The 18,733-nt window shown below is 73.5% G+C and carries 22 protein-coding genes; 8 read left to right on the top strand and 14 right to left on the bottom strand.

The window, feature by feature from the left end; all coding sequences use genetic code 11:
• Positions 1–3: 3 nt before the first annotated feature.
• The 6 genes from AC5L34_RS10155 to AC5L34_RS10130 form a co-directional block, all read right to left on the bottom strand.
• Entirely contained in the window at positions 4–747 is a 744-nt protein-coding gene (locus AC5L34_RS10155; protein WP_441174524.1) for a class I SAM-dependent DNA methyltransferase, read from the bottom strand.
• Positions 731–1,978, bottom strand: coding sequence for an MFS transporter (locus tag AC5L34_RS10150; protein ID WP_494824589.1), 1,248 nt, complete (start codon positions 1,976–1,978; stop codon positions 731–733). The genes AC5L34_RS10155 and AC5L34_RS10150 overlap by 17 nt, the downstream gene beginning before the upstream one ends.
• Positions 1,975–2,994, bottom strand: coding sequence for an alanine racemase (locus AC5L34_RS10145; protein WP_441174522.1), 1,020 nt, complete (start codon positions 2,992–2,994; stop codon positions 1,975–1,977). Before AC5L34_RS10145 ends, AC5L34_RS10150 begins: the two co-directional genes overlap by 4 nt.
• Positions 2,991–4,085, bottom strand: coding sequence for a SagB/ThcOx family dehydrogenase (locus AC5L34_RS10140; protein ID WP_494824587.1), 1,095 nt, complete (start codon positions 4,083–4,085; stop codon positions 2,991–2,993). Before AC5L34_RS10140 ends, AC5L34_RS10145 begins: the two co-directional genes overlap by 4 nt.
• A 221-nt stretch (positions 4,086–4,306) precedes the next feature.
• Positions 4,307–5,050: a GNAT family N-acetyltransferase gene (locus AC5L34_RS10135; RefSeq protein ID WP_494824585.1), complete on the bottom strand. Its 744-nt coding sequence runs from the start codon at positions 5,048–5,050 to the stop codon at positions 4,307–4,309.
• A gap of 40 nt (positions 5,051–5,090) precedes the next feature.
• Complete coding sequence (locus tag AC5L34_RS10130; protein WP_441174519.1) at positions 5,091–5,915, bottom strand: SDR family NAD(P)-dependent oxidoreductase; 825 nt, start codon at positions 5,913–5,915, stop codon at positions 5,091–5,093.
• A gap of 127 nt (positions 5,916–6,042) precedes the next feature.
• Between AC5L34_RS10130 and AC5L34_RS10125 the strand changes: the two genes are divergently transcribed.
• Complete coding sequence (locus tag AC5L34_RS10125) at positions 6,043–6,999, top strand: HpcH/HpaI aldolase/citrate lyase family protein (RefSeq protein ID WP_089002151.1); 957 nt, start codon at positions 6,043–6,045, stop codon at positions 6,997–6,999.
• Positions 7,000–7,056: 57 nt separating this feature from the next.
• On the opposite strand, the gene AC5L34_RS10120 is transcribed toward AC5L34_RS10125, so the two are convergent.
• Positions 7,057–7,590, bottom strand: a complete 534-nt coding sequence (locus AC5L34_RS10120; RefSeq protein WP_494824583.1) for a DUF4190 domain-containing protein — start codon at positions 7,588–7,590, stop codon at positions 7,057–7,059.
• Positions 7,591–7,711: 121 nt separating this feature from the next.
• Here AC5L34_RS10120 and AC5L34_RS10115 point away from each other — a divergent pair, with 121 nt between their 5' ends.
• Positions 7,712–8,617, top strand: a complete 906-nt coding sequence (locus AC5L34_RS10115) for an SDR family NAD(P)-dependent oxidoreductase (protein ID WP_363620515.1) — start codon at positions 7,712–7,714, stop codon at positions 8,615–8,617.
• 10 nt (positions 8,618–8,627) lie between these two features.
• Here AC5L34_RS10115 and AC5L34_RS10110 read toward each other — a convergent pair whose 3' ends face one another.
• Positions 8,628–9,167: a DUF4190 domain-containing protein gene (locus AC5L34_RS10110; protein ID WP_441174517.1), complete on the bottom strand. Its 540-nt coding sequence runs from the start codon at positions 9,165–9,167 to the stop codon at positions 8,628–8,630.
• A 174-nt stretch (positions 9,168–9,341) separates the two neighbouring features.
• Here AC5L34_RS10110 and AC5L34_RS10105 point away from each other — a divergent pair, with 174 nt between their 5' ends.
• Entirely contained in the window at positions 9,342–10,538 is a 1,197-nt protein-coding gene (locus AC5L34_RS10105) for an acyl-CoA dehydrogenase family protein (RefSeq protein WP_363893248.1), read from the top strand.
• Positions 10,539–10,786: 248 nt separating this feature from the next.
• On the opposite strand, the gene AC5L34_RS10100 is transcribed toward AC5L34_RS10105, so the two are convergent.
• Genes AC5L34_RS10100 through AC5L34_RS10090 form a run of 3 tightly spaced genes read right to left on the bottom strand, consistent with a single transcriptional unit; the run spans position 10,787 to position 13,015 of the window.
• Complete coding sequence (locus tag AC5L34_RS10100) at positions 10,787–11,194, bottom strand: CoA-binding protein (RefSeq protein WP_441174516.1); 408 nt, start codon at positions 11,192–11,194, stop codon at positions 10,787–10,789.
• A gap of 22 nt (positions 11,195–11,216) precedes the next feature.
• Positions 11,217–11,942, bottom strand: a complete 726-nt coding sequence (locus AC5L34_RS10095) for a hypothetical protein (RefSeq protein ID WP_441174515.1) — start codon at positions 11,940–11,942, stop codon at positions 11,217–11,219.
• Between the two features lie 23 nt (positions 11,943–11,965).
• A complete protein-coding gene (locus AC5L34_RS10090) occupies positions 11,966–13,015 on the bottom strand; it encodes an Rv2578c family radical SAM protein (protein WP_494824580.1) in 1,050 nt (349 codons plus the stop codon).
• A 101-nt stretch (positions 13,016–13,116) separates the two neighbouring features.
• Here AC5L34_RS10090 and AC5L34_RS10085 point away from each other — a divergent pair, with 101 nt between their 5' ends.
• Positions 13,117–13,536 carry a thiol-disulfide oxidoreductase DCC family protein gene (locus AC5L34_RS10085; RefSeq protein WP_441174512.1) on the top strand — a complete coding sequence of 140 codons (420 nt, stop codon included), beginning with the start codon at positions 13,117–13,119 and terminating at the stop codon, positions 13,534–13,536.
• Here the strand turns inward: AC5L34_RS10085 and AC5L34_RS10080 are convergent.
• The 3 genes from AC5L34_RS10080 to trxA form a co-directional block, all read right to left on the bottom strand.
• Positions 13,500–14,408 (bottom strand): HTTM domain-containing protein, encoded by a 909-nt coding sequence (locus AC5L34_RS10080; protein ID WP_494824578.1) that lies wholly within the window; start codon positions 14,406–14,408, stop codon positions 13,500–13,502. The genes AC5L34_RS10085 and AC5L34_RS10080 overlap by 37 nt on opposite strands.
• On the bottom strand, positions 14,405–14,845 hold the full coding sequence (locus AC5L34_RS10075; RefSeq protein WP_089002142.1) for a hypothetical protein: 441 nt from the start codon (positions 14,843–14,845) through the stop codon (positions 14,405–14,407). Before AC5L34_RS10075 ends, AC5L34_RS10080 begins: the two co-directional genes overlap by 4 nt.
• A 157-nt stretch (positions 14,846–15,002) precedes the next feature.
• Complete coding sequence (gene trxA / locus AC5L34_RS10070; protein ID WP_350822089.1) at positions 15,003–15,365, bottom strand: thioredoxin; 363 nt, start codon at positions 15,363–15,365, stop codon at positions 15,003–15,005.
• Positions 15,366–15,913: 548 nt separating this feature from the next.
• On the opposite strand from trxA, the gene AC5L34_RS10065 reads away from it, so the two are divergent.
• The 4 genes from AC5L34_RS10065 to AC5L34_RS10050 all read left to right on the top strand — a co-directional run bounded on the left by AC5L34_RS10065 (position 15,914) and on the right by AC5L34_RS10050 (position 18,613).
• Positions 15,914–16,429: a MaoC family dehydratase gene (locus tag AC5L34_RS10065; protein WP_089002140.1), complete on the top strand. Its 516-nt coding sequence runs from the start codon at positions 15,914–15,916 to the stop codon at positions 16,427–16,429.
• A gap of 62 nt (positions 16,430–16,491) precedes the next feature.
• Entirely contained in the window at positions 16,492–17,019 is a 528-nt protein-coding gene (locus AC5L34_RS10060; RefSeq protein ID WP_441174510.1) for a hypothetical protein, read from the top strand.
• Positions 17,020–17,208: 189 nt separating this feature from the next.
• Positions 17,209–17,832 (top strand): TrmH family RNA methyltransferase, encoded by a 624-nt coding sequence (locus AC5L34_RS10055; RefSeq protein ID WP_494824575.1) that lies wholly within the window; start codon positions 17,209–17,211, stop codon positions 17,830–17,832.
• 13 nt (positions 17,833–17,845) lie between these two features.
• Positions 17,846–18,613, top strand: coding sequence for a DUF6758 family protein (locus AC5L34_RS10050; protein WP_441174508.1), 768 nt, complete (start codon positions 17,846–17,848; stop codon positions 18,611–18,613).
• Positions 18,614–18,733: the final 120 nt, after the last annotated feature.

Raw genomic sequence — 18,733 nt, 5'->3', positions numbered from 1 at the left:
CCGTCAGGGGCGGCGGGCGAGCACGGCGACCCGGGGCAGCGCCTCCGGGTCCGGTACGGGGGTGAGCAGGTCGTCGACGGCCGCGACGTGACTCGTCTCCCAGCCGGCCTCCGCCAGGGCGGAGAGCACGTCGGCGACCGGATGGGCGGTGTTGGTGATCGTCGTGGAAAACGGGGTCGCGTGGCCGTCGTCGGCACGCAGCTCACCGGTGACGTGCAGCGGACGGCGGTCGCCGTCGAGCGGGCCCCGCGCGACCTCGACCGAGACGGTCCCGTCCTGTCGGCTGACGGGCGGCACCTCGGCGAGGAGGCCCTTGACCGTGGACATGTCGAAGCCGAACCAGCCGCCCGGCGCGACCGCCCGGTGCACGCAGCGCAGGTAGGCGCGGACCCGGTCGATCCCGCCGACGTGGTTGAGGACGTCGTACGTGGAGACCGCGAACGCGCAGGGGACCGGCACCTCGAAGTCCGCGGCGTCCGCGGCGATCAGCACCGCGTCGGTGCCGGCCAGCCGTACGCGGGCGCGGGCGACCATCGCCTCGGAGACGTCGACCCCGACGACCCGGTAGCCCACGGAGGCGAACCGGGCGGCCACGATGCCGGTGCCGCAGCCGACGTCGAGCAGGCTCCGCTCGGCTCCGGGTGCCACGTGCCCGTGCAGCCGCAGCCACGCGTCGCCCATCCGCTGCGGGTACGGCGCCCAGAAGCGGTCATACGCCGTGACGAAGGCGTCAACGTACTCGGCCATCGGGTTGCCTTTCGTAGTGCCGGACGGAGGAGCTGGCCAACGGGACGAGCGCGGCGACGGCGATCACCGCGGCCAGGCCGAGCAGGGTGGTCCGCACGCCGATCCCGGGTACGACGAAGCCGGCGGCGATCATGACGGGCGGTCCCAGCCCCACCGCCCCCAGCCACTCGTACGCGCTCACGCGGGACATCGCCTCCGTCGGCACCTCGGACTGGACGGTCGTCTCCCACAGCACCCCGAAGACGTCGAAGGCCACCCCGGCCAGCACGGCGGCGAGGATCACGAACGGCAGGGCGGCGCCGGAGCCGAGCAGCAGCGCCGGCAGCCCCAGCATCGACACGGCGAGTACGGCCGTGCGCAGGGGGCGGGTCGTCCTGATCCGCATCGCCACGAGCACGCCGGCGAACATGCCCACTGCGTACCCGGCGAGGACGCCGGACCAGGCGCCCGCGCCGCCCAGGTGCGCCCTGGCGAGCAGCGGCCCCGCGAGCCCGAAGGTGACCCCGACGGCGGCGTTGATCACGGCTGCGGCGAGCACGATCTGCCACAGCCAGCGCCGCCGGACGAACTCCCGCCAGCCGTCGCGCAGCTCGGCCGGCAGGTTCCGCCGGGCCGTCCGGGCCGTCCCGGCGAGGCGCAGCCGCGCGAGAAGCCCGGCGGCGACGGCGAACGTGGCGGCGTCGAGGGCCAGCGCCCAGCCCGGCCCGAGCCAGGTGATCAGCGCGCCGCCCGCGGCGAAGCCCGCCACCGTGGCGGTGTTCGTACCCAGCCGCAGCAGGGCGTTGCCACGCTGCCGCGCCTGCGGCGCGACCAGCTCGGCGGTCAGCCCGTTCAGCGACGGCAGCAGCAGCGCGGAGGCGGTGCCGGCGACGGCCGCGCAGACGGCGAGGGCGGCGACGCCCGCCCGCCCGGTCAGCACGAGGAGCGTCATTGCGCCGTACGAGCTGCCGCACATCAGCTCCGCCGCCACGAGTACGCGGTGCCGGGGCAGCCGGTCGCCGATGACGCCGCCGAGCAGCATCAGCGCGATCCGGGGCACCGAGATCGCGGCGAGCACGAGCGACAGCGCCGGGGGCGAGGAGCCGGGAAGGTCCAGCACGGCGAAGGTCAGCGCGAGCGGGCCGACCGCGTTGCCGAAGACGGAGATCGTCCTGGCCGTGGCGAACAGGACGAACCGGCGCTCACGCAGCGGGTCGGCCGGACGGTCCAGGGGCGCGACCGCCCGGGTCATGCCCGGTCCGGAAGCACCAGTGCCTGCCATCGGGCCACCGGCTCGCCGGCGTCGAGCACGTGCAGCAGCGGTCGGCGGGCCACCACCGGGCACACGTGCCCGGGCAGCACCCGCAGCTCGTCGCCCACCGACACCGACTCCGGGCGGACCGGCGCGCCGTCGGGGGCGGTCAGCACGACACCGCTCATCCAGGTCTGGTCGGCGCCCGCGAGCAGCTCGTCGGCGTCGGTGCGCAGCCCCTGCCCGTCGGTGCCGGTGACGGTCGTGGTGACGGCGATCGCGACCGCCCCCGGGTCGCACTCGCCCAGCCGGGCCAGCCCGCCGTCGAGCAGCGCGTACGCGCCGGCGCACACCTCGGTCACGCCGGCGACGTCCAGCGCCCCGGCGAGGGTCGGGGTGCCGCCGACGCTCACCTGCGGGCAGGGCGTCCCGGTCGCGCGGATCCGCTCCGCGACGGACACCAGCAGGCGTGCCCGGCTACGGCCCAGCCCGACCCGGTCGCGGGCGTCGTCGGGGCCGGTGATCCCCACGTAGCCGGTCACGCCCGACAGGCGCAGCCCGCCGGTCCTGGCGATCGTGGCGGCCAGCTCCCCGGCCGCGTCGGGGTCGACGCCGACGCGGTGCAGGCCCGTGTCGACCTCGATCCGTACGCCGAGTTCGACGCCGTGGGCCTCGGCCGCCGCGCCGAGCCCGGCCACCGCGTCGGGGTGGTCCACGTGCACCGTCACCGCGCAGTGCCGCGCGAGCCGGGCGAACCTGCTCCACCGCCACGCGTCGCGCCACGGCCACGCCACCGTCACGTCCGTCACGCCCACCGCGACGTAGGCCTCGGCCTCGGCGGCCGAGTGGACGGCGACGCCCACCGCGCCGGCGGCCACCTGCCGGGCGGCGATCTCGGGGCTCCGGTGCCCCTTGACGTGTGCCCGTAGGGCCACCCCGGCCTCGGCCGCGCGCCCGGTGCAGCGCGCGATGTTCGCGTCCAGCCGGGCCAGGTCGACGGTCACCGTCGGGGTCATTCGCCGCGTCCGTGCCAGGCGTCCGGGGGGAAGGAGAACGCCGCGTCGCCGCCCGCGAGCATCGCCGCCTGGCGGTCCCGCTCGGCGGGGTGCGGCACGCCGACGCCGGAGACGCCGAGGAAGACCTCGTCCGGCCAGGACAGGCCGAGGGCGTCCTCGACGGGGGCGTCGCGGGTGGCGGCGGTGAAGAACGTCCCGAGACCGAGCGCGGTCGCGGTGAGGTAGACGGTCTGGCTCAGGTGACCGACGTCGAGCAGGAGCGCGCGGTAGGCGCGGGCCGCCGGGTACTTCCACACGGTGCGGTCGAGCACCGCCGCGTACATCAGCAGGAAGCCGGCCTGGGCGGCGTGCGGCTGCCCGCCGCACCACTCGCGCAGCCGGTCCTTGCCGGGCGCGGGCGCGAGCCGCACCAGCTCGTGGCGGCGCACCGCGTAGTGGTAGATCCCGGGCTCCAGCCCTTCCACGTCGCGGACCACCGGGTAGACCTCGACCGGGTGGCGGGCCCCGCCGGAGGGGGCGGTCTTGAGCAGTGCCGTACCGACTCCGGAGACGTCCACCTCGCGGCGGATCCCGGCCGTCCAGCGCAGCAGGGCGGCGAACGCCGGCAGCGGCACCGGGTTGTCCGGGTCGAACCATCGGGTCGACCGCCGGGCCGCGAGGACCGTGGTGAAGTCGACCGGGGGCGGGTCGGTGGGGGGCAGGGCGATCCGGGGACCGTCGTGCTCCTTGACCGGCTCCGGCTGGTTGCTCTTGGCGCGCAGCACCGCCGCGTCCTGCGCCGCCGAGCGGAAGACGTCGCTGCCGAGCGTACGGCTGGCCAGGTGGTAGTAGGTGGCCGCCGGCCCCAGGTCGCGCCAGGCGCCGAGGCGTTCCTCCCGGGCGTGTTCCGGCGAACCCTCGGCGACGAGGACGTGGGCGTCGAGGAGCTGCTGCGCGAGCCGGCCGTCGAGCTCGGCCCAGTCGGCGTAGTCGCGCAGCAGCCTCTCCGCCTCGACAGTCAACGCGAACTGCCGGTGCCGCAGCGGGTCGTCGCAGACCAGTTGGCCGTCACGCCACAGGAAGACGACCAGCCGCGACACACGGACACGCATGGCTGCTCAGGCTTCGGCCGGTCAGGCCTCGACCGGAGGCTCCAGGCACGTCAGTTCCTGGTCGTAGTCGTCGGACGCCACCGGCTCGAAGGCCTCGATCTGCTCGGTCATGCGGGAGCTCCCCTCACTAATCGGCGTTGATCACTGCGATGCACCGTATCAGACCGTCCACAGTGAACATGCCCGTCGAGCGGAGCGGCCCGGGCCGCCCCCGCGCCGGTTCAGACCTCGTGGACCTCCAGCACCCGGGCGGTCGGGGCGGCCCCGCCCAGCTCACCGCGGAGCGCCACCCGCTGCGGGTCGGCGAGGAAGCCGGCGTACCCGTCGCGGGTGTCGAACCGGATCAGGTGCACCTCCGTACGCCCGTCGCCGGTGCGCAGCCGGCGCTCCAGCCGGCCGCCGTGCCGCCCGAGCAGGCCCAGCACCGCGTCCTCGTACCGCCGGCCGGCCTCCACCGCGTCGGCGGCCAGCTCCACCAGCGCCACCAGGCGCACGGCGGCGGACGGGTCGGTGACCAGCGACTTGAAGAAGTGGTGGTCGACGTGGCCCCCGGGGATGCCCTCCCGGCGACCCGTGTCCAGGTAGCCGTGCCGGCGGTAGAACTCCGGCGCCTGGAACGAGAACGAGGCCACCGAGACCTCCGTGCAGCCGCGCCGGCGGGCCTCCTCCTCGGCGGCGCGCAGCAGCCGGCCACCCCAGCCCTCGCCACGGCGGTCCTCGCGCACCCACACCATGTCGATCCCGGCGCAGCCGCCCCAGGTCCACCCGGTCAGGCCGGCGACCAGCCCGCCGTCGGCGTCGTCGACCCGGACGCAGAGGCCGGCCTCGTCGTCCGCGCCGGTCGCCCGGTTGTTGAAGGCGGTCAGCTCGGCGTCGAGCCGTGCCCGGAGTTCCCCGTCCTCGCCGAGCACCTGCAGGATGTCGCCACCGCCCCCGGGCCCGCCGATGTCGTTCCCCGTCGTCATGCGGCGGAGTATGGCAGCGTCCCGGCGGCCGGCGACACCGTCATCCGGCGAGGCCGACCGCCTCGGCGCTGGCCGCCCAGAGCCGGGCGGCCAGCTGCGGGTCGGCCGCCCTGGGCAGCGGCCGGCGCAGCCGCCGGTCGAGGTAGTAGCCGCCCGTGATGAGCCGCTCCGGGGCCTGGTTGGCCAGCCAGACCAGCGTCTCCGCGCCCTTCTCCGGGCTGCGGAACGGCAGGAACCGCATGCCGAGGGCGACCAGCCGGCTGTCGTTGCCGAACCGGCTGCGCACCACCCCCGGGTGGAAGGAGTACGCGGGGATCTCCGGCCAGCGTCGGGCCGCCTCGGCCGTGAAGAGGATGTTCGCCTGCTTGCTGGTGCCGTACGCCTGCATCGGCCGGTAGCGGCGCAGCGGGGCGTTCAGGTCGGCCGGGTCGAGCACGCCGCTGCGGTGCGCGCCGGAGGCGGTGACCACCATCCGGCCGATCCGGTCCCGCAGCAGGTTGCTGAGCAGGAAGGGGGCCAGGTGGTTGGCCTGGATCGACAGCTCGAAGCCGTCGACGGTGGTGAGGGGCTGGAGGGCGATGGCCCCGGCGTTGTTGGCGAGCACGTCGATCCGGTCGTACGCCCCGCGCAGCCTGGCAGCCAGCCCGCGGACGTCGTCGAGGACCGCGAAATCGGCGCGGAACAGCTCCGGTCGTTCGCCGGACGCCTCCCGCACCTGTTCCGCCGCGGCCTGGAGCCGGGCCGGGTCCCGGCCGACGAGTACCACCTGGTCACCGCGGCGCGCCAGGTCGACGGCGGCCGCCAGGCCGATACCGGAACTGGCCCCGGTCACCACCACGAGTCGACGCCCAGTGAGATCTTCCACAGGTCCATTCACCCCGGTCACGGCACGAGGTTACCGTGGCGTCACAAAGGCCCTCGGCATCGTCCGGCCCTCGCATTTCCGCCACGTGACGTCGGCGTGCCCTCCGCACGCTGGAAGGAGCGCATCCATGGCCGCAGTCGGTCGCCCCCGCCGGTCCTGCCTCGCGGTACCCGGCTCCAGCGTCAAGATGCTCGGCAAGGCCCAGGGGCTCCCCGCCGACCAGGTCTTCCTCGACCTGGAGGACGCGGTCGCCCCGCTCGCCAAGCCCGACGCCCGCAAGAACATCGTCGCGGCCCTGAACGAGGGCGACTGGTCGGGCAAGACCCGCGTCGTACGGGTCAACGACCTCACCACCCCGTGGACCTACCGCGACGTCATCGACGTGGTGGAGGGCGCCGGCGCCAACCTCGACTGCATCATGCTGCCGAAGGTGCAGAACGCGGCCCAGGTGCAGTGGCTCGACATGACGCTGACCCAGTTGGAGCGGACGCTCGGCCTGGAGGTCGGCCGGATCGGCATCGAGGCGCAGATCGAGAACGCGGCCGGCCTGGTCAACATCGACGCCATCGCGGCCGCCTCGCCGCGGGTCGAGACCATCATCTTCGGCCCGGCCGACTTCATGGCCTCGATCAACATGAAGTCGCTGGTGGTCGGCGCGCTCATTCCGGACTACCCGGGCGACCCCTACCACTACATCCTCATGCGCATCCTGATGGCGGCCCGGATGCACGACAAGCAGGCCATCGACGGCCCGTTCCTCCAGATCCGCGACGTGGACGGGTTCCGCGAGGTGGCCAAGCGCTCGGCGGCGCTCGGCTTCGACGGCAAGTGGGTGCTGCACCCGGGTCAGATCGACGCCGCGAACGAGGTCTACTCGCCGGCCCAGGCCGACTACGACCACGCCGAGCTGATCCTCGACGCGTACGAGCACTACACCTCGGAGGCGGGCGGCCGGCTCGGCGCGGTGATGCTCGGCGACGAGATGATCGACGAGGCGTCCCGCAAGATGGCCCTCGTGGTGGCGGCGAAGGGCCGGGCCGCGGGCATGACCCGCACCTCGTCCTTCACCCCGCCGGCGGAGTAGGTCCGCCCTTCCGACGATCCGTGCCGCCCCGGTCCACGCCGGGGCGGCACCGTCGGTTCAGTAGCCGGTGCTGCTGGTGTCGGCCTGGCTGATCGCGAAGACGATGATCGCCACGTAGAAGAGGACCACCAGCAGGTACAGGCCGGTGACGATCCAGCCGACGATGATGCCGGCCTTCGCCATGCCCTCGCCGCCCTCGCCGGTCTCCCGGATCTGCTTCTGCGCGACATGGCCGAGGATCGCGCCGATCGGCGCGGTGACGCAGGAGCCGATGCCGACCAGGGCGAGCACCAGGGCGGCGATGGCGAGGCCGTTGGTCCTCATCGCGGGGGCGTAGCCGTAGTTCGGGTACGCCGGCGGGTAGGCGGCGGGTCCGGGCTGCCCGGAGGCGTGCATCATCCCGGCGTACGGGTCGCCGCCCGCGTACGGGTCCGCGGCGTACGGGTCGGCCGGCGCGTACGGGTCACTGCCGGTGGGTTGGGTGGGGACGGGATTGCCGCTCACCGGGCGGGCGGGGTCGGCGGGCGGGCTCGACTGCTGGCCCGACCACGCCGGGTCGTTCCAGCCGCCGGAGGGCGGGGGATATGTCATTCGTCTGCTCCGTTGGGTGCGGGGTGCGTCCGTCAGGGTAGTCAGCCCTGCCCAGACGCCGGGGCGTCGCCGCCGGGTGTGCCGCGTTGCCCGCGCTCCCTCCAGCGGGCAGGATCTCGGCATGGTGATTGACGCGCGAGCCGCGGACCGCTCCGGCAGCCGACCGAGACGGGACGCGAGCCGACCCGGCCTGGCCCGGCGCACCCGCGCCGCCGCCCCGCCGGGCGCTGCCGGCACCGACGAACCCGCGGCCCTGCCGGACCCGGTGACCATGCGGCTCGACGGGAAGGTCGCCCTGGTCACCGGGGCGGGCAGCCCGGACGGCATCGGGTACGCGACGGCGCGGCGGCTGGCCGACCTCGGCGCCCGGGTGGCCATCGTCTCCACCACCCGACGCATCCACGAGCGGGCCGGCGAGCTGGGCGTCACCGGCTTCGTCGCCGACCTCACCGACGAGTCGGAGGTGGGCGCGCTCGCCGACGCGGTCACCGAGCAGCTCGGCGACGTCGAGGTGCTCGTCAACAACGCCGGCCTGGCCAGCCGGGCCAGCCCCGAGGTGCTGCGCCCGGTCGCCCAGCTCAGCTACGACGAGTGGCACGGCGAGATCGACCGCAACCTCACCACCGCGTTCCTGTGCAGCCGGGCCTTCATCGGCGGCATGGCGGAGCGGGGCTGGGGCCGGATCGTCAACCTGGCCGCGACCGCCGGGCCGGTCAACGCCCTGCCCACCGAGGCGGCCTACGCGGCGGCCAAGGCGGGCGTGGTCGGGCTGACCCGGGCGCTGGCAATGGAGATGATCGCCGACGGGGTGACCGTCAACGCGGTCGCGCCGGGCACCATCCACACCGCCGCCTCCACCGTGGCGGAGATCAGGCAGGGCCTCGGCACCCCGGTTGGCCGCCCCGGCACCCCGGACGAGGTGGCCGCGGCGATCGCCTTCCTCTGCTCGCCGGCCGCCTCGTACATCACCGGACAGATGCTGGTGGTGGACGGCGGCAACAGCGTCCGGGAGGCCCAGTTCCGCTGATTGCGCGGCCTCAGTAGTTGGGGCCGCTGTTGCCGGCGACGGCGATCAGCACGATCCAGCCGCAGCAGGCCAGCAGCCCGAGCCCCGTGATGACGTAGCTGAGGATGAGTCCCCACGTGGCGAGCTGGTCGCCCTCCTCGCCCGACGTGCGGATCTGCCGCTTGGCCAGGTGGCCGAGGACGATGCCCGCCGGGGAGAAGACGAACGCGAAGACCAGCGAGAGGATGGCCAGCACGTTCGTCCCGCCGGGCCGGGGACCGGACGGCGGGCCGTACTGCCCGTAGGGCACCTGCGGGGTGTACGGGGGCTGGTGCCCCCACTGCTGCCCCTGCGGCGGCTCGCCGGGCCGCTCGTAGCTGGGCTGCCCGTACGCGGGCTGCTCGTAACCGCGTTCCTCGTAGCCGGGCTGCTCGTGAGCGGGTGGGCCGTACGACGGCGGTTCGGGGGCGGGCGGCGGCTCGTACCGTGACGGGTCGTGCCCCGGCGGGGGCTCCCAGGGCGACGACGACCGGTCCGGATCGGGCGGGCCCGACGACGGTGGCTGGCTCACGGTCTCCTCCTGCCGGTGGCGGATCGCGTCCCCTCTTGCCGGACGCTACCGGCAGCGGTGAACCTTTTCACAGCGGTTGTGTGGACTGGTCACCTTGGCCTCGACGGCCGTGCGGCCAATACTGACGGAGCGTTCAGTTACCCATGAGTAAGGCGCCGACCCCCGGAGGCTGAGATGGCCAGACTCGCCCAGACGCCCGGCCTGACCGATGTGCAGCGGTCGATCCTGGAAACCGTCCGGGAGTTCGCCGACAAGGAGATCATTCCGCACGCGCAGCGGCTCGAGCACGCCGACGAGTACCCGAGCGACATCCTCGACGGGATGCGCGAGATGGGCCTCTTCGGCCTCACCATCGACGAGGAGTACGGCGGGCTCGGCGAGTCCCTGCTGACCTACGCGCTGGTGGTCGAGGAGCTGTCGCGGGGCTGGATGTCGATCTCCGGCATCGTCAACACCCACTTCATCGTCGCCTACCTGATCTCCCAGCACGGCTCCGCCGAGCAGAAGGCCCGGCTGCTGCCGAGGATGGCCACCGGCGAGGTGCGCGGCGCCTTCTCCATGTCCGAGCCGGAGTGCGGCTCCGACGTCTCCGCGATCAAGTCGAAGGCCGTCCGCGACGGCGACCGATACGTGATCAACGGCCAGAAGATGTGGCTGACCAACGGGGCGTACTCGTCGGTGGTGGCGACCCTGGTCAAGACCGACACCGGTGCCGACTCCGTCTACGGCAACATGAGCACCTTCCTGCTGGAGAAGGAGCCCGGCTTCGGCGAGACCGCCCCCGGCCTGACCATCCCCGGCAAGATCGACAAGATGGGCTACAAGGGCGTCGAGACCACCGAGATGGTGCTCGACGGCGTGACCGTCGACGAGTCCGCCGTCCTCGGCGGCGCGGAGATGGTCGGCCGCGGCTTCTACCAGATGATGGACGGCATCGAGGTCGGCCGCGTCAACGTGGCCGCCCGCGCCTGCGGCATCTCCATCCGCGCCTTCGAGCTGGCCGTCGCGTACGCCCAGCAGCGCCACACCTTCGGCCAGCCCCTCGCGAAGCACCAGGCCGTCGCCTTCAAGCTCGCCGAGATGGGCACGAAGATCGAGGCCGCGCACGCGCTGATGGTCAACGCCGCCCGGCTCAAGGACGCCGGCCAGCGCAACGACGTCGAGGCCGGCATGGCCAAGCTGCTCGCCTCGGAGTACTGCGCCGAGGTCGTCCAGGAGGCGTTCCGCATCCACGGCGGCTACGGCTACTCGAAGGAATACGAGATCGAGCGCCTGATGCGCGAGGCGCCGTTCCTGCTCATCGGCGAGGGCACCTCGGAGATCCAGAAGACGATCATCTCCCGGGGCCTGCTCAAGCAGTACAAGCTCTGACGTCCCCGGCGGCACGGCCGCCCCGTCCCCGCCGCCCGGGTGGCACCGGCACGTTGCCGGTGCCGCCCGCTGGCCCCTGTCGAGTTGAGTCGGATACGACATCAGCGGCCGCGCGGACGCGGGTGTCGCGCATCAGCGGAGGTGGGCGCCCACGACGACGTCACCCGGCCGTGCGGCTGTGAGTCGTTTACGACATCAGCTCGACAGGGCCGGTCCGACGGCACCGACGCCGCTCGCCGTACGCCCGCTCAGCCCGGTCGGGTCAGGCCGGCGGCGGCGCGCTCGACGATCAGGCAGCGGTCCTCGACGTAGTCGACGCCCGCCTCCGTGGCGATCCGCCGCGCCTCGGCCGAGACGATGCCGAGCTGCAACCAGACCGCCGGGGCACCGATCGCCACCGCCTCGCGTACCACGTCGACCGCGTCCTCGGCGGGCCGGAACACGTCGACCAGGTCGACCGGGTGCGGGATGTCGGCCAGAGACCGGTAGACCCGCTCACCGAAGAGTTCGTCGGCCGTCGGGTTGACCGGGATGATCCGCCAGCCGTACCGCTGCATCTGCAACGGCACGCTGTGCGCGGCCTTGCGCGGGTCGCGGGACGCGCCCACGACGGCGATCACGGCGGAGTCGGCGAGGATCTGCTGAGCGGAGCGCACCCGCCGACTCTAACCCCGCCGCTCAGCCCCCGCCCGCGAGCGCGCTGCGCAGTCGGGCGTACTCCTGCGGCGTGCCGATCGCCGCGCGGTGCTCGGGATGCGCGGCGTAGTGCTGGATGGCCGAGGCCAGCACGTCCGGTGCGACGTCCAGCTCCCCGGTCTCGACGACGGTGTGGCGGCGCGAGCCGATCCCCCGGAGCCGGACCTGGTCCCGGCTCCGTACCGGCAGCCGCAGGACGGTGGAGCGCCGGTACGAAAGGCTCGGAACCGCCGGGTCCAGGGCCTCCCACGGCACCCGGACCTGCTGCAGCGGATGGCTGGCCTCGATCCCGGCCGGGGTCAGCGCGACGCTCGGCACCCGGCGCCAGAGGAGGACGGCCAGGAGCACGGCGAGCGGGCCGGCGAGGGCGGGGTAGAACCACCACAGGTCCTCCCGGTCCGAGGCGAGCTGGTTCGTCGTCGTGTAGGTGAGGAAGGCGAGCAGGACCCAGCGGTAGCTCATCCGTCCCGTCGGCGGGACGAAGAAGGCGCGCTCCCGCTCGTCCGCCCGTAGGTCGGCGGCGCCAGGCTTGCCGAAGGCGCGCATCAGGCTCCACAGCAGCGCGACCAACGGAACCAGCATGAGCAGGGCGGTCTGGCCGCTGGTGCGCGCCAACCCCGCCGCCAGCCCCCAGAGCAGGCCGACGGCCACCGCGACCGCCACCGCGACGCGCTGCCGACGCAGTGCCCGACCGATCGTCTCCCGCACGCCGGCAGCGTATCGGTGGCCGTCTACAGGAGAGTGAGCTGCTCGGCGGGCGGCGGCGCGGATGCCGGGTCGGGTGGGCGGCGGTCGTCGCCGCGCTCGCCCCGGTGCAGCCCGTGCCGGCGGGCCGCGATGCGCACCCGGGCCGTCAGCTCCCGCTGGTAGGACTGCGGAGCGTACGCGCCGGAGCGGTAGAGCTCGCGGTAGCGGGGGACCAGGTGCGGGAACTCGCGGCCGAGCCAGCGCGCGTACCACTCCCGGGCGCCCGGGCGCAGGTGCAGCGCCAACGGCGTCACGCTGCTCGCCCCGGCTGCGGCGATCGCCGCCACGGTCGCGTCGATCGACGCGTCGTCGTCGCTGAGCCCGGGCAGGATCGGCGCCATCAGTACGCCGACGTCGAAGCCGGCGTCGGCCAGCGCCCGTACGGCGTCCAGCCGCCGCCTCGGGCTGGGGGTGCCCGGCTCCACCGCGCGCCAGAGGTGCTCGTCGACGAAGCCCACCGAGTACGACACGCCGACCCGGGTGACCTCGGCGGCCTGGCGCAGCAGCGGCAGGTCCCGCAGGATCAGCGTGCCCTTGGTGAGGATCGAGAACGGGTTCGCGAAGTCGCGCAGCGCCGCGATGATCTGCGGCATGAGCTGGTAGCGCCCCTCGGCCCGCTGGTAGCAGTCGACGTTGGTGCCCATCGCGACGGGCGCGCCCCGCCAGCGCGGCGCGGCCAGCTCCCGCCGGACCAGCTCACCGGCGTTGACCTTGACGATGACCTTCCGGTCGAAGTCCGCCCCGGCGTCGAGGTCGAGGTAGGTGTGCGTGTTCCGCGCAAAGCAATATTTGCATGCATGACTGCATCCCCGGTAGGGGTTGATCGTCCACTCGAACGGGACGCGGGAGGCGCCGGGCACCTTGTTGATGATCGACTTGGCCTGCACCTCGTAGAACGTCATGCCGGCGAAGCCCGGCGTGTCGAAGGTGCGGGCGACGGCGCCGGGCAGCGCCAGCGGCAGGGGTGGTGTCGCCGGCGCTGCCCGGCCCGGGACCCCCTCGTCCGGGGGAGCGGCGAGGTTGTCCCAGCGCATGGCCATCATTCGAACACGCGTACGAGCGCAGCGCAAGCGACCCGCCGTGTTCCCGCCCACCTCGCCGCACCGGGCGCGGTCGGCGGGTGGAGGATGGAGGCATGGAGAGGTCGACGTTCGTCTACGACGGGGACTGCGCGTTCTGCACCCGGTGCGCCGAGTTCATCGACCGGCGCATCCCGACCGGCGCCCGCGTGGTGCCGTGGCAGTTCGCCGACCTCGACGCGCTGGGCCTGAGCGAGGCCGAGTGCGAGGAGGCGGTGCAGTGGGTGGGCGCGGACGGCTCCCGCGCGGCCGGGCCGGACGCGATCGCGCGGCTGCTCGGCGACAGTGGTCCGCTCTGGCGGGTCGCGGGCGCCGGCCTCCGGTTCGCCCCGGTACGCGCCGCCGCCTGGCCCGCGTACCGCTGGGTGGCCCGCAACCGGCACCGGTTGCCCGGCGGCACGGCCGCGTGTGCGCTGCCCCAGGAGGCGCGGGAACGCCTCTACGGGCCGTCCGGTCGCCCGGCCGCCGACGCCTGACCCGCGAGTGCCGGCGCGGCACCGGCGGGCCTCGCGGCGTTGCGCCCCCGGCGGCTGAACAGTCGGCGGGCCCAGACCACCGGCCGGACCCGCTCCAGCGGGAGGAAGGCGGTCATCGCGGCGAGGTGCGGGGCGAACGAGATCGTGATGGTCGCCATGGTGACCAGGTGGAACGAGTAGAAGAAGCCCACCGTGGCCAGGCGCCAGCGCTCCCTGAGCAGGAAGACCACCGGGCTGAGCAGCTCGAACGCGACGATGCCGAACTGGGCGACGATCAGCAGGTACGGCACCGAGGCGATCAGGTCGGCCAGCTCGGTGCCGCGCCGGATGATGGCCCGGGCCAGCACGGAGCCGGTGAGCCAGTCCAGCCCGCCGAAGCGCAGCTTGGCCCAGGCGGCCAGGAAGTACGTGCAGATGACGGCGATCTGGGTGACCCGCAGGGCCCAGCCGCCCGCCTCGGTGCGGGTGGCGTCGCCGTGCCGGGCGCGGCCCGCCGTGGGCAGCACGGCCAGCGCGACGAGCAGGCCGAACCGGTCGTGGTCGACCTTGCCGTAGCTCATCGCGACGATCATCCACTCGAAGTAGAGCGCGAAGACCGTCCAGCCGAGCAGCCGGGGCGCCCGGCCGGTCGCGGCGAGCAGGGCGAGCAGCAGCAGGGCCCAGAAGAGCGCGGCGACCACCGCCGGGGTCGGCGTGGGCAGCGGCAGCAGGCGGCCGACCAGCAGCGGCTGGTAGAGCTCGCCGGGCACCGCCACCCGGGTGCGTACCCAGGGGGTGAAGACGACCAGGTCGGCGGCGACGAAGAGGTAGATCAGCGTGCGGAAGGCGGCCACCCGCCCGCGCGGCACGGCCTCGGTCAACCAGCGGCTCATCGGTCCGCCCGCCAGGCGACCACGGTCTCGTCGGTCCAGCGGCCGGTGGGCCGCCCGTCGCGGATGCCGTGCCAGCGGACGACGATGCGGACCTCGACCAACTCCGCCGCGTCCGGGTGGCGTTCGGCGTAGGCGTCGGCGACCTCGGCGAGCCGCGCGGGGTCGGCGGCGTAGCGGCTCTGCTGGCCCTCGATCTCAGCCCGGCGGATGCCCGTGGCGCTCTCGCCCAGGTCGACGACCGCTCCGCTGCTGTCGACGCCCTCGACGCGGGTGTCCGGAGCGGGGGAGTTCGGCGGGTTGGACGTGGAGTACATCCGGAACGGGCCGAACGGGAAGTGGTCGTCGGTGCCCCAGACGGTGCCGGCCAGCAGGACGGCCAGGCCGAGGGCGGTGGCGGCGAGCCGGGCGGCGCGACCGCGGGTGGTCAAGGTTTCCATCGGGTCGTGACGATACGGGATGTACCGCCCGCCCCGGCTCCCTCCGCCGGCCACGAACCGCTGGCCGGAGGGCCAGTGCGACCCCGTCCCCGCCGGCCGGCGGGAAGACGACGACGGCCGGGTCCCTCGGGACCCGGCCGTCGTGCGGCGCTGCGGCTCAGTGGCTGTGCCCGGCCAGCTTCTTGCGTACGTCGTCCATGTCGAGGGCCTGGACCTGCTCGATCAGGTTCTCCAGGGCGGACTCGGGCAGGGCGCCGGGCTGGGCGAAGACGATGACGCCGTCGCGGATCGCCATGATGGTCGGGATCGACCGGATGTCGAACTTGGCGGCCAGCTCCTGCTGCGCCTCGGTGTCGACCTTGCCGAACACGATCTCGGAGTGCTTCTCGGAGGAGCGCTCGTAGACCGGGGCGAACCGCTTGCACGGGCCGCACCACTCGGCCCAGAAGTCGACGAGCACGATGCCGTCGCTGCCGGTCACCTCGTCGAAGTTTGCCGTGGTCAGCTCTACGGTTGCCATGAATGTCTCCGATCGGCGCGGAATAGCTACGTCAGGTGGAACCAGGGCGTACCGCGTGGAATTCCCGGCCCATCTCCGCCGAAACGTGCTCGTCGCGGCGCTGCCCGGGCCGCGCTCCCATCGACGGTGGTTGTTCCCGTCAGTCGTTGCGTTACGCAAGTGCACGACGCATTTGCGTGACCGGACGTGATGGGAGCGTTTCCATGGAGATCGACACGATTGGCCGGCGCGAATGAGCAATCAGGCGGTTGACAAGCGGCTATCCGGCGTGCGGAGATCGCCGAGGCTCGGCCGGTCGGGCACGCACAGTAGTGTTACGAAAAGGTAAATGTGACCTCCGTCTCTGTTCGGTGTGCCTTGTCGTACGGCAGAATCCTCTGCATCAGAGCGTGGGCGGCGGGTGCCGGGGAGGGCCCCGCCGCTCATTGCGTCTCCCCCCGGTTGCGGCGGTGTGACATTTCCGCACGCCACGCGCCCCGCGCATCGCCTTAACACTCCATAAGGCATGCTGTGCCGAACTCCATCGCCGCCCGTCGAAGGGGACAAGGATGCAGTTCGGCCGCTACTACGAGGAGTTCGAGGTCGGCGCGGTCTACCGCCACTGGCCCGGCAAGACGGTCACCGAGTACGACGACCACCTCTTCTGCCTGCTCACCATGAACCACCACCCGCTGCACATGGACGCGCACTACGCCGAGACGGCGAGCCAGTTCAAGCGCAACGTGGTGGTCGGCAACTACATCTACTCGCTGCTGCTGGGCATGTCGGTGCCCGACGTCAGCGGCAAGGCCATCGCCAACCTCGAGGTCGAGTCCCTGCGGCACGTGGCGCCCACCTTCCACGGCGACACGATCTACGGCGAGACCACCGTGCTGGACAAGCGCGAGTCGTCCTCCAAGCCCGACCGGGGCGTGGTCTCCGTGGAGACCCGGGGCTACAACCAGGACGGCACCCTGGTCTGCGTCTTCCGCCGCCGGGTGATGGTCCCCAAGAAGGAGTACGCCGCGACGGCGGTGCCTGAGGGCGTCGACCCGGAACGGCCCAGCTTCCCCGAGCCGCGCTGACCGACGGGCCCCTTCTCATCCGGGTTCCGGGTGGTAGGGGCCCTTTTTCCGATCCGGGGCATATGCTGGCGCCGGAGGTCCCCATGAGCCACTCCGTCGCCGGAGAGCCGTCCTCTGCCGGCCGCCGCGCCGCACCGCTGACCACCGCCGTCTACTCCGCCGCCGAGTGGGATCTGCTGACCAGCCTGCCCGGCCGCGTGATCGTGGCCGCCGCCGCGCCCGGCACCGGGCGGCCCCGCCGTACCGTCGCCGCCGGGCTCGCCGGCCTGGACGCGGTCGCCGCCGGCCGGGCCTTCGACAGCGATCTCGTACGCGCGGTGGTCGTCGCCATCTACGCCCGGCACGACGGGGCGGGCGAACCCGTCGACCGCCTCACCGACGTGGTGGACCTGCTCGCCGCCTGCCGGGCCGCGACCCGGGTGCTGCGGCGGCGGGCGGATCCCGCCGACTCGGCGGCGTACCGGCAGTGGGTGCAGTCGGTGGCGGCCCGGGTGTGCGGGGTCGCGACGACCGGTGCCCCGGCGCTGCCGCCGGCCCCCGCCGACCGCCGCTTCCTCGACCGGCTCGGCGTCGCGTTGGGGCTGCGCTGAACCGCTCCGCCCCACCCGTTGTGGCTGCCGGTGCGCGGACCGGTGCCCCTGCCGCTGCCGTCGCGGCTGCCACCGCCAGTGCGGTCGCCGTTTCGGCTGTCGCTGCCGCTGGAGGTGCGGGGCCGGTGCCCGGGCGGGAGCCGGGGGCGCGGCCCGGGGCGGGGTCCGCGGGCCGTACCCTGCGGGATCGTGACCGGAGACCAGCTCGACGTCGGCGTGGGACCGTGGCCCGGTGACCCGCCGGACGACCCGCGCTACGACCCCGAGCTGCTCGCCGAGGGCGACCGGCGCAACGTCGTCGACCGCTACCGCTACTGGCGGCGGGAGGCCGTGGTGGCCGACCTGGACCGGCGGCGGCACGACTTCCACGTGGCGATCGAGAACTGGCAGCACGACTTCAACATCGGCACGGTCGTCCGCAACGCCAACGCCTTCCTCGCCGCCGAGGTGCACGTCGTGGGCCGCCGGCGGTGGAACCGGCGGGGTGCCATGGTGACCGACCGCTACCAGCACGTCCGGCACCACGAGACCATCGAGGAGTTCGTCGCCTGGGCGGCCGGGCACGGGCTGCCCGTCGTCGGCATCGACAACCTTCCCGGCTCCCGGCCGTTGGAGACCACCACCCTGCCCCGCCGTTGCGTCCTGCTGTTCGGGCAGGAGGGGCCGGGCCTCTCCGAGCCGGCGCGGGCCGCCTGCGACCAGCTCTTCTCCATCGCCCAGTACGGCTCCACCCGGTCGATCAACGCCGGCGTGGCCAGCGGCATCGCCATGCACGCCTGGATCCGTACGCACGCCGGGCCGCCGCCGGGCTGAGCCGCCCGCCCCGATGGCCTCCGGCGGCACCGAAACCGGCGCTCCGCTTGACGGGGCGGCGCGACGGGGTGACGGTGGGATGGTGAGTGTCGCGGTGAGTTGCCCTAAATGTGGTGGGCCGGTGCGGGCGCCGGACCTGATGCACACCGAGTCGCGCTGCCTGGACTGCGGGCCGGTTCCCCCACTGCACGTCCCCGAGCACATCGGGGCCCAGATCGTGGCCAGCGTGGTGGAGCGGATCGTCGCCGCCGCCGAGCCGCCGGCCCGGCCGAGGGCGCCGCTGTGGTGCCCGTGGCCGCTGCCGACCGGCTGGACCATGACCGGCGTGGCGTACGCCGGCGACGACCGCACCGGGGTGCGCGCCACGGCGGTCGCCTGCGCCGGGCCGGCTCCGCTCGGCGAGGGCCCCGCGGATCTGGTCTTCGTGGCCGAGGAGCCGGGCGTCGGCCTGGGCACCCGCTTCGCGGGGCTGGCCGGCCCGGATCCGGGCCCGGAACTCGCGCAGGCGCTGACCGATCCCGGACCGGGGCATCCGGAGCATGTGGGGCAGGCCAGGATCAAGGTGGCCGGTCATCCCACTCCACTGTGGCTCGTGAACTCGCCGACGGATCGAAGCGCGTACGCCGGCGAGGCTCGGGGATTGTGGCTCCATGCGATAGCCTGGCCGGCGAGTGCGGGTCACCTCCTCGCGGAAGACGTCGTCTTGCACGACCTGACCGAGTGGACACCGCCCGAGCTCGTGTACGGCGCACCCTCTCCGTATCTGCACGGGAAGGCTTGACGGGCCTCAGGGCTTGACAGGCAACCCGGAATGTCGGAGAACGGACGCAGATATTCACTGTACGACACCACACTGATACTCTGGGTGCCGCTGCGGTAATGGGACCCGGCGCCGCGCGAG

This window comes from Micromonospora sp. ZG13 (assembly GCF_059359355.1).
Note: the sequence above shows the minus strand (reverse complement) of the source record. Positions and strands in the feature narration are given on the sequence as shown.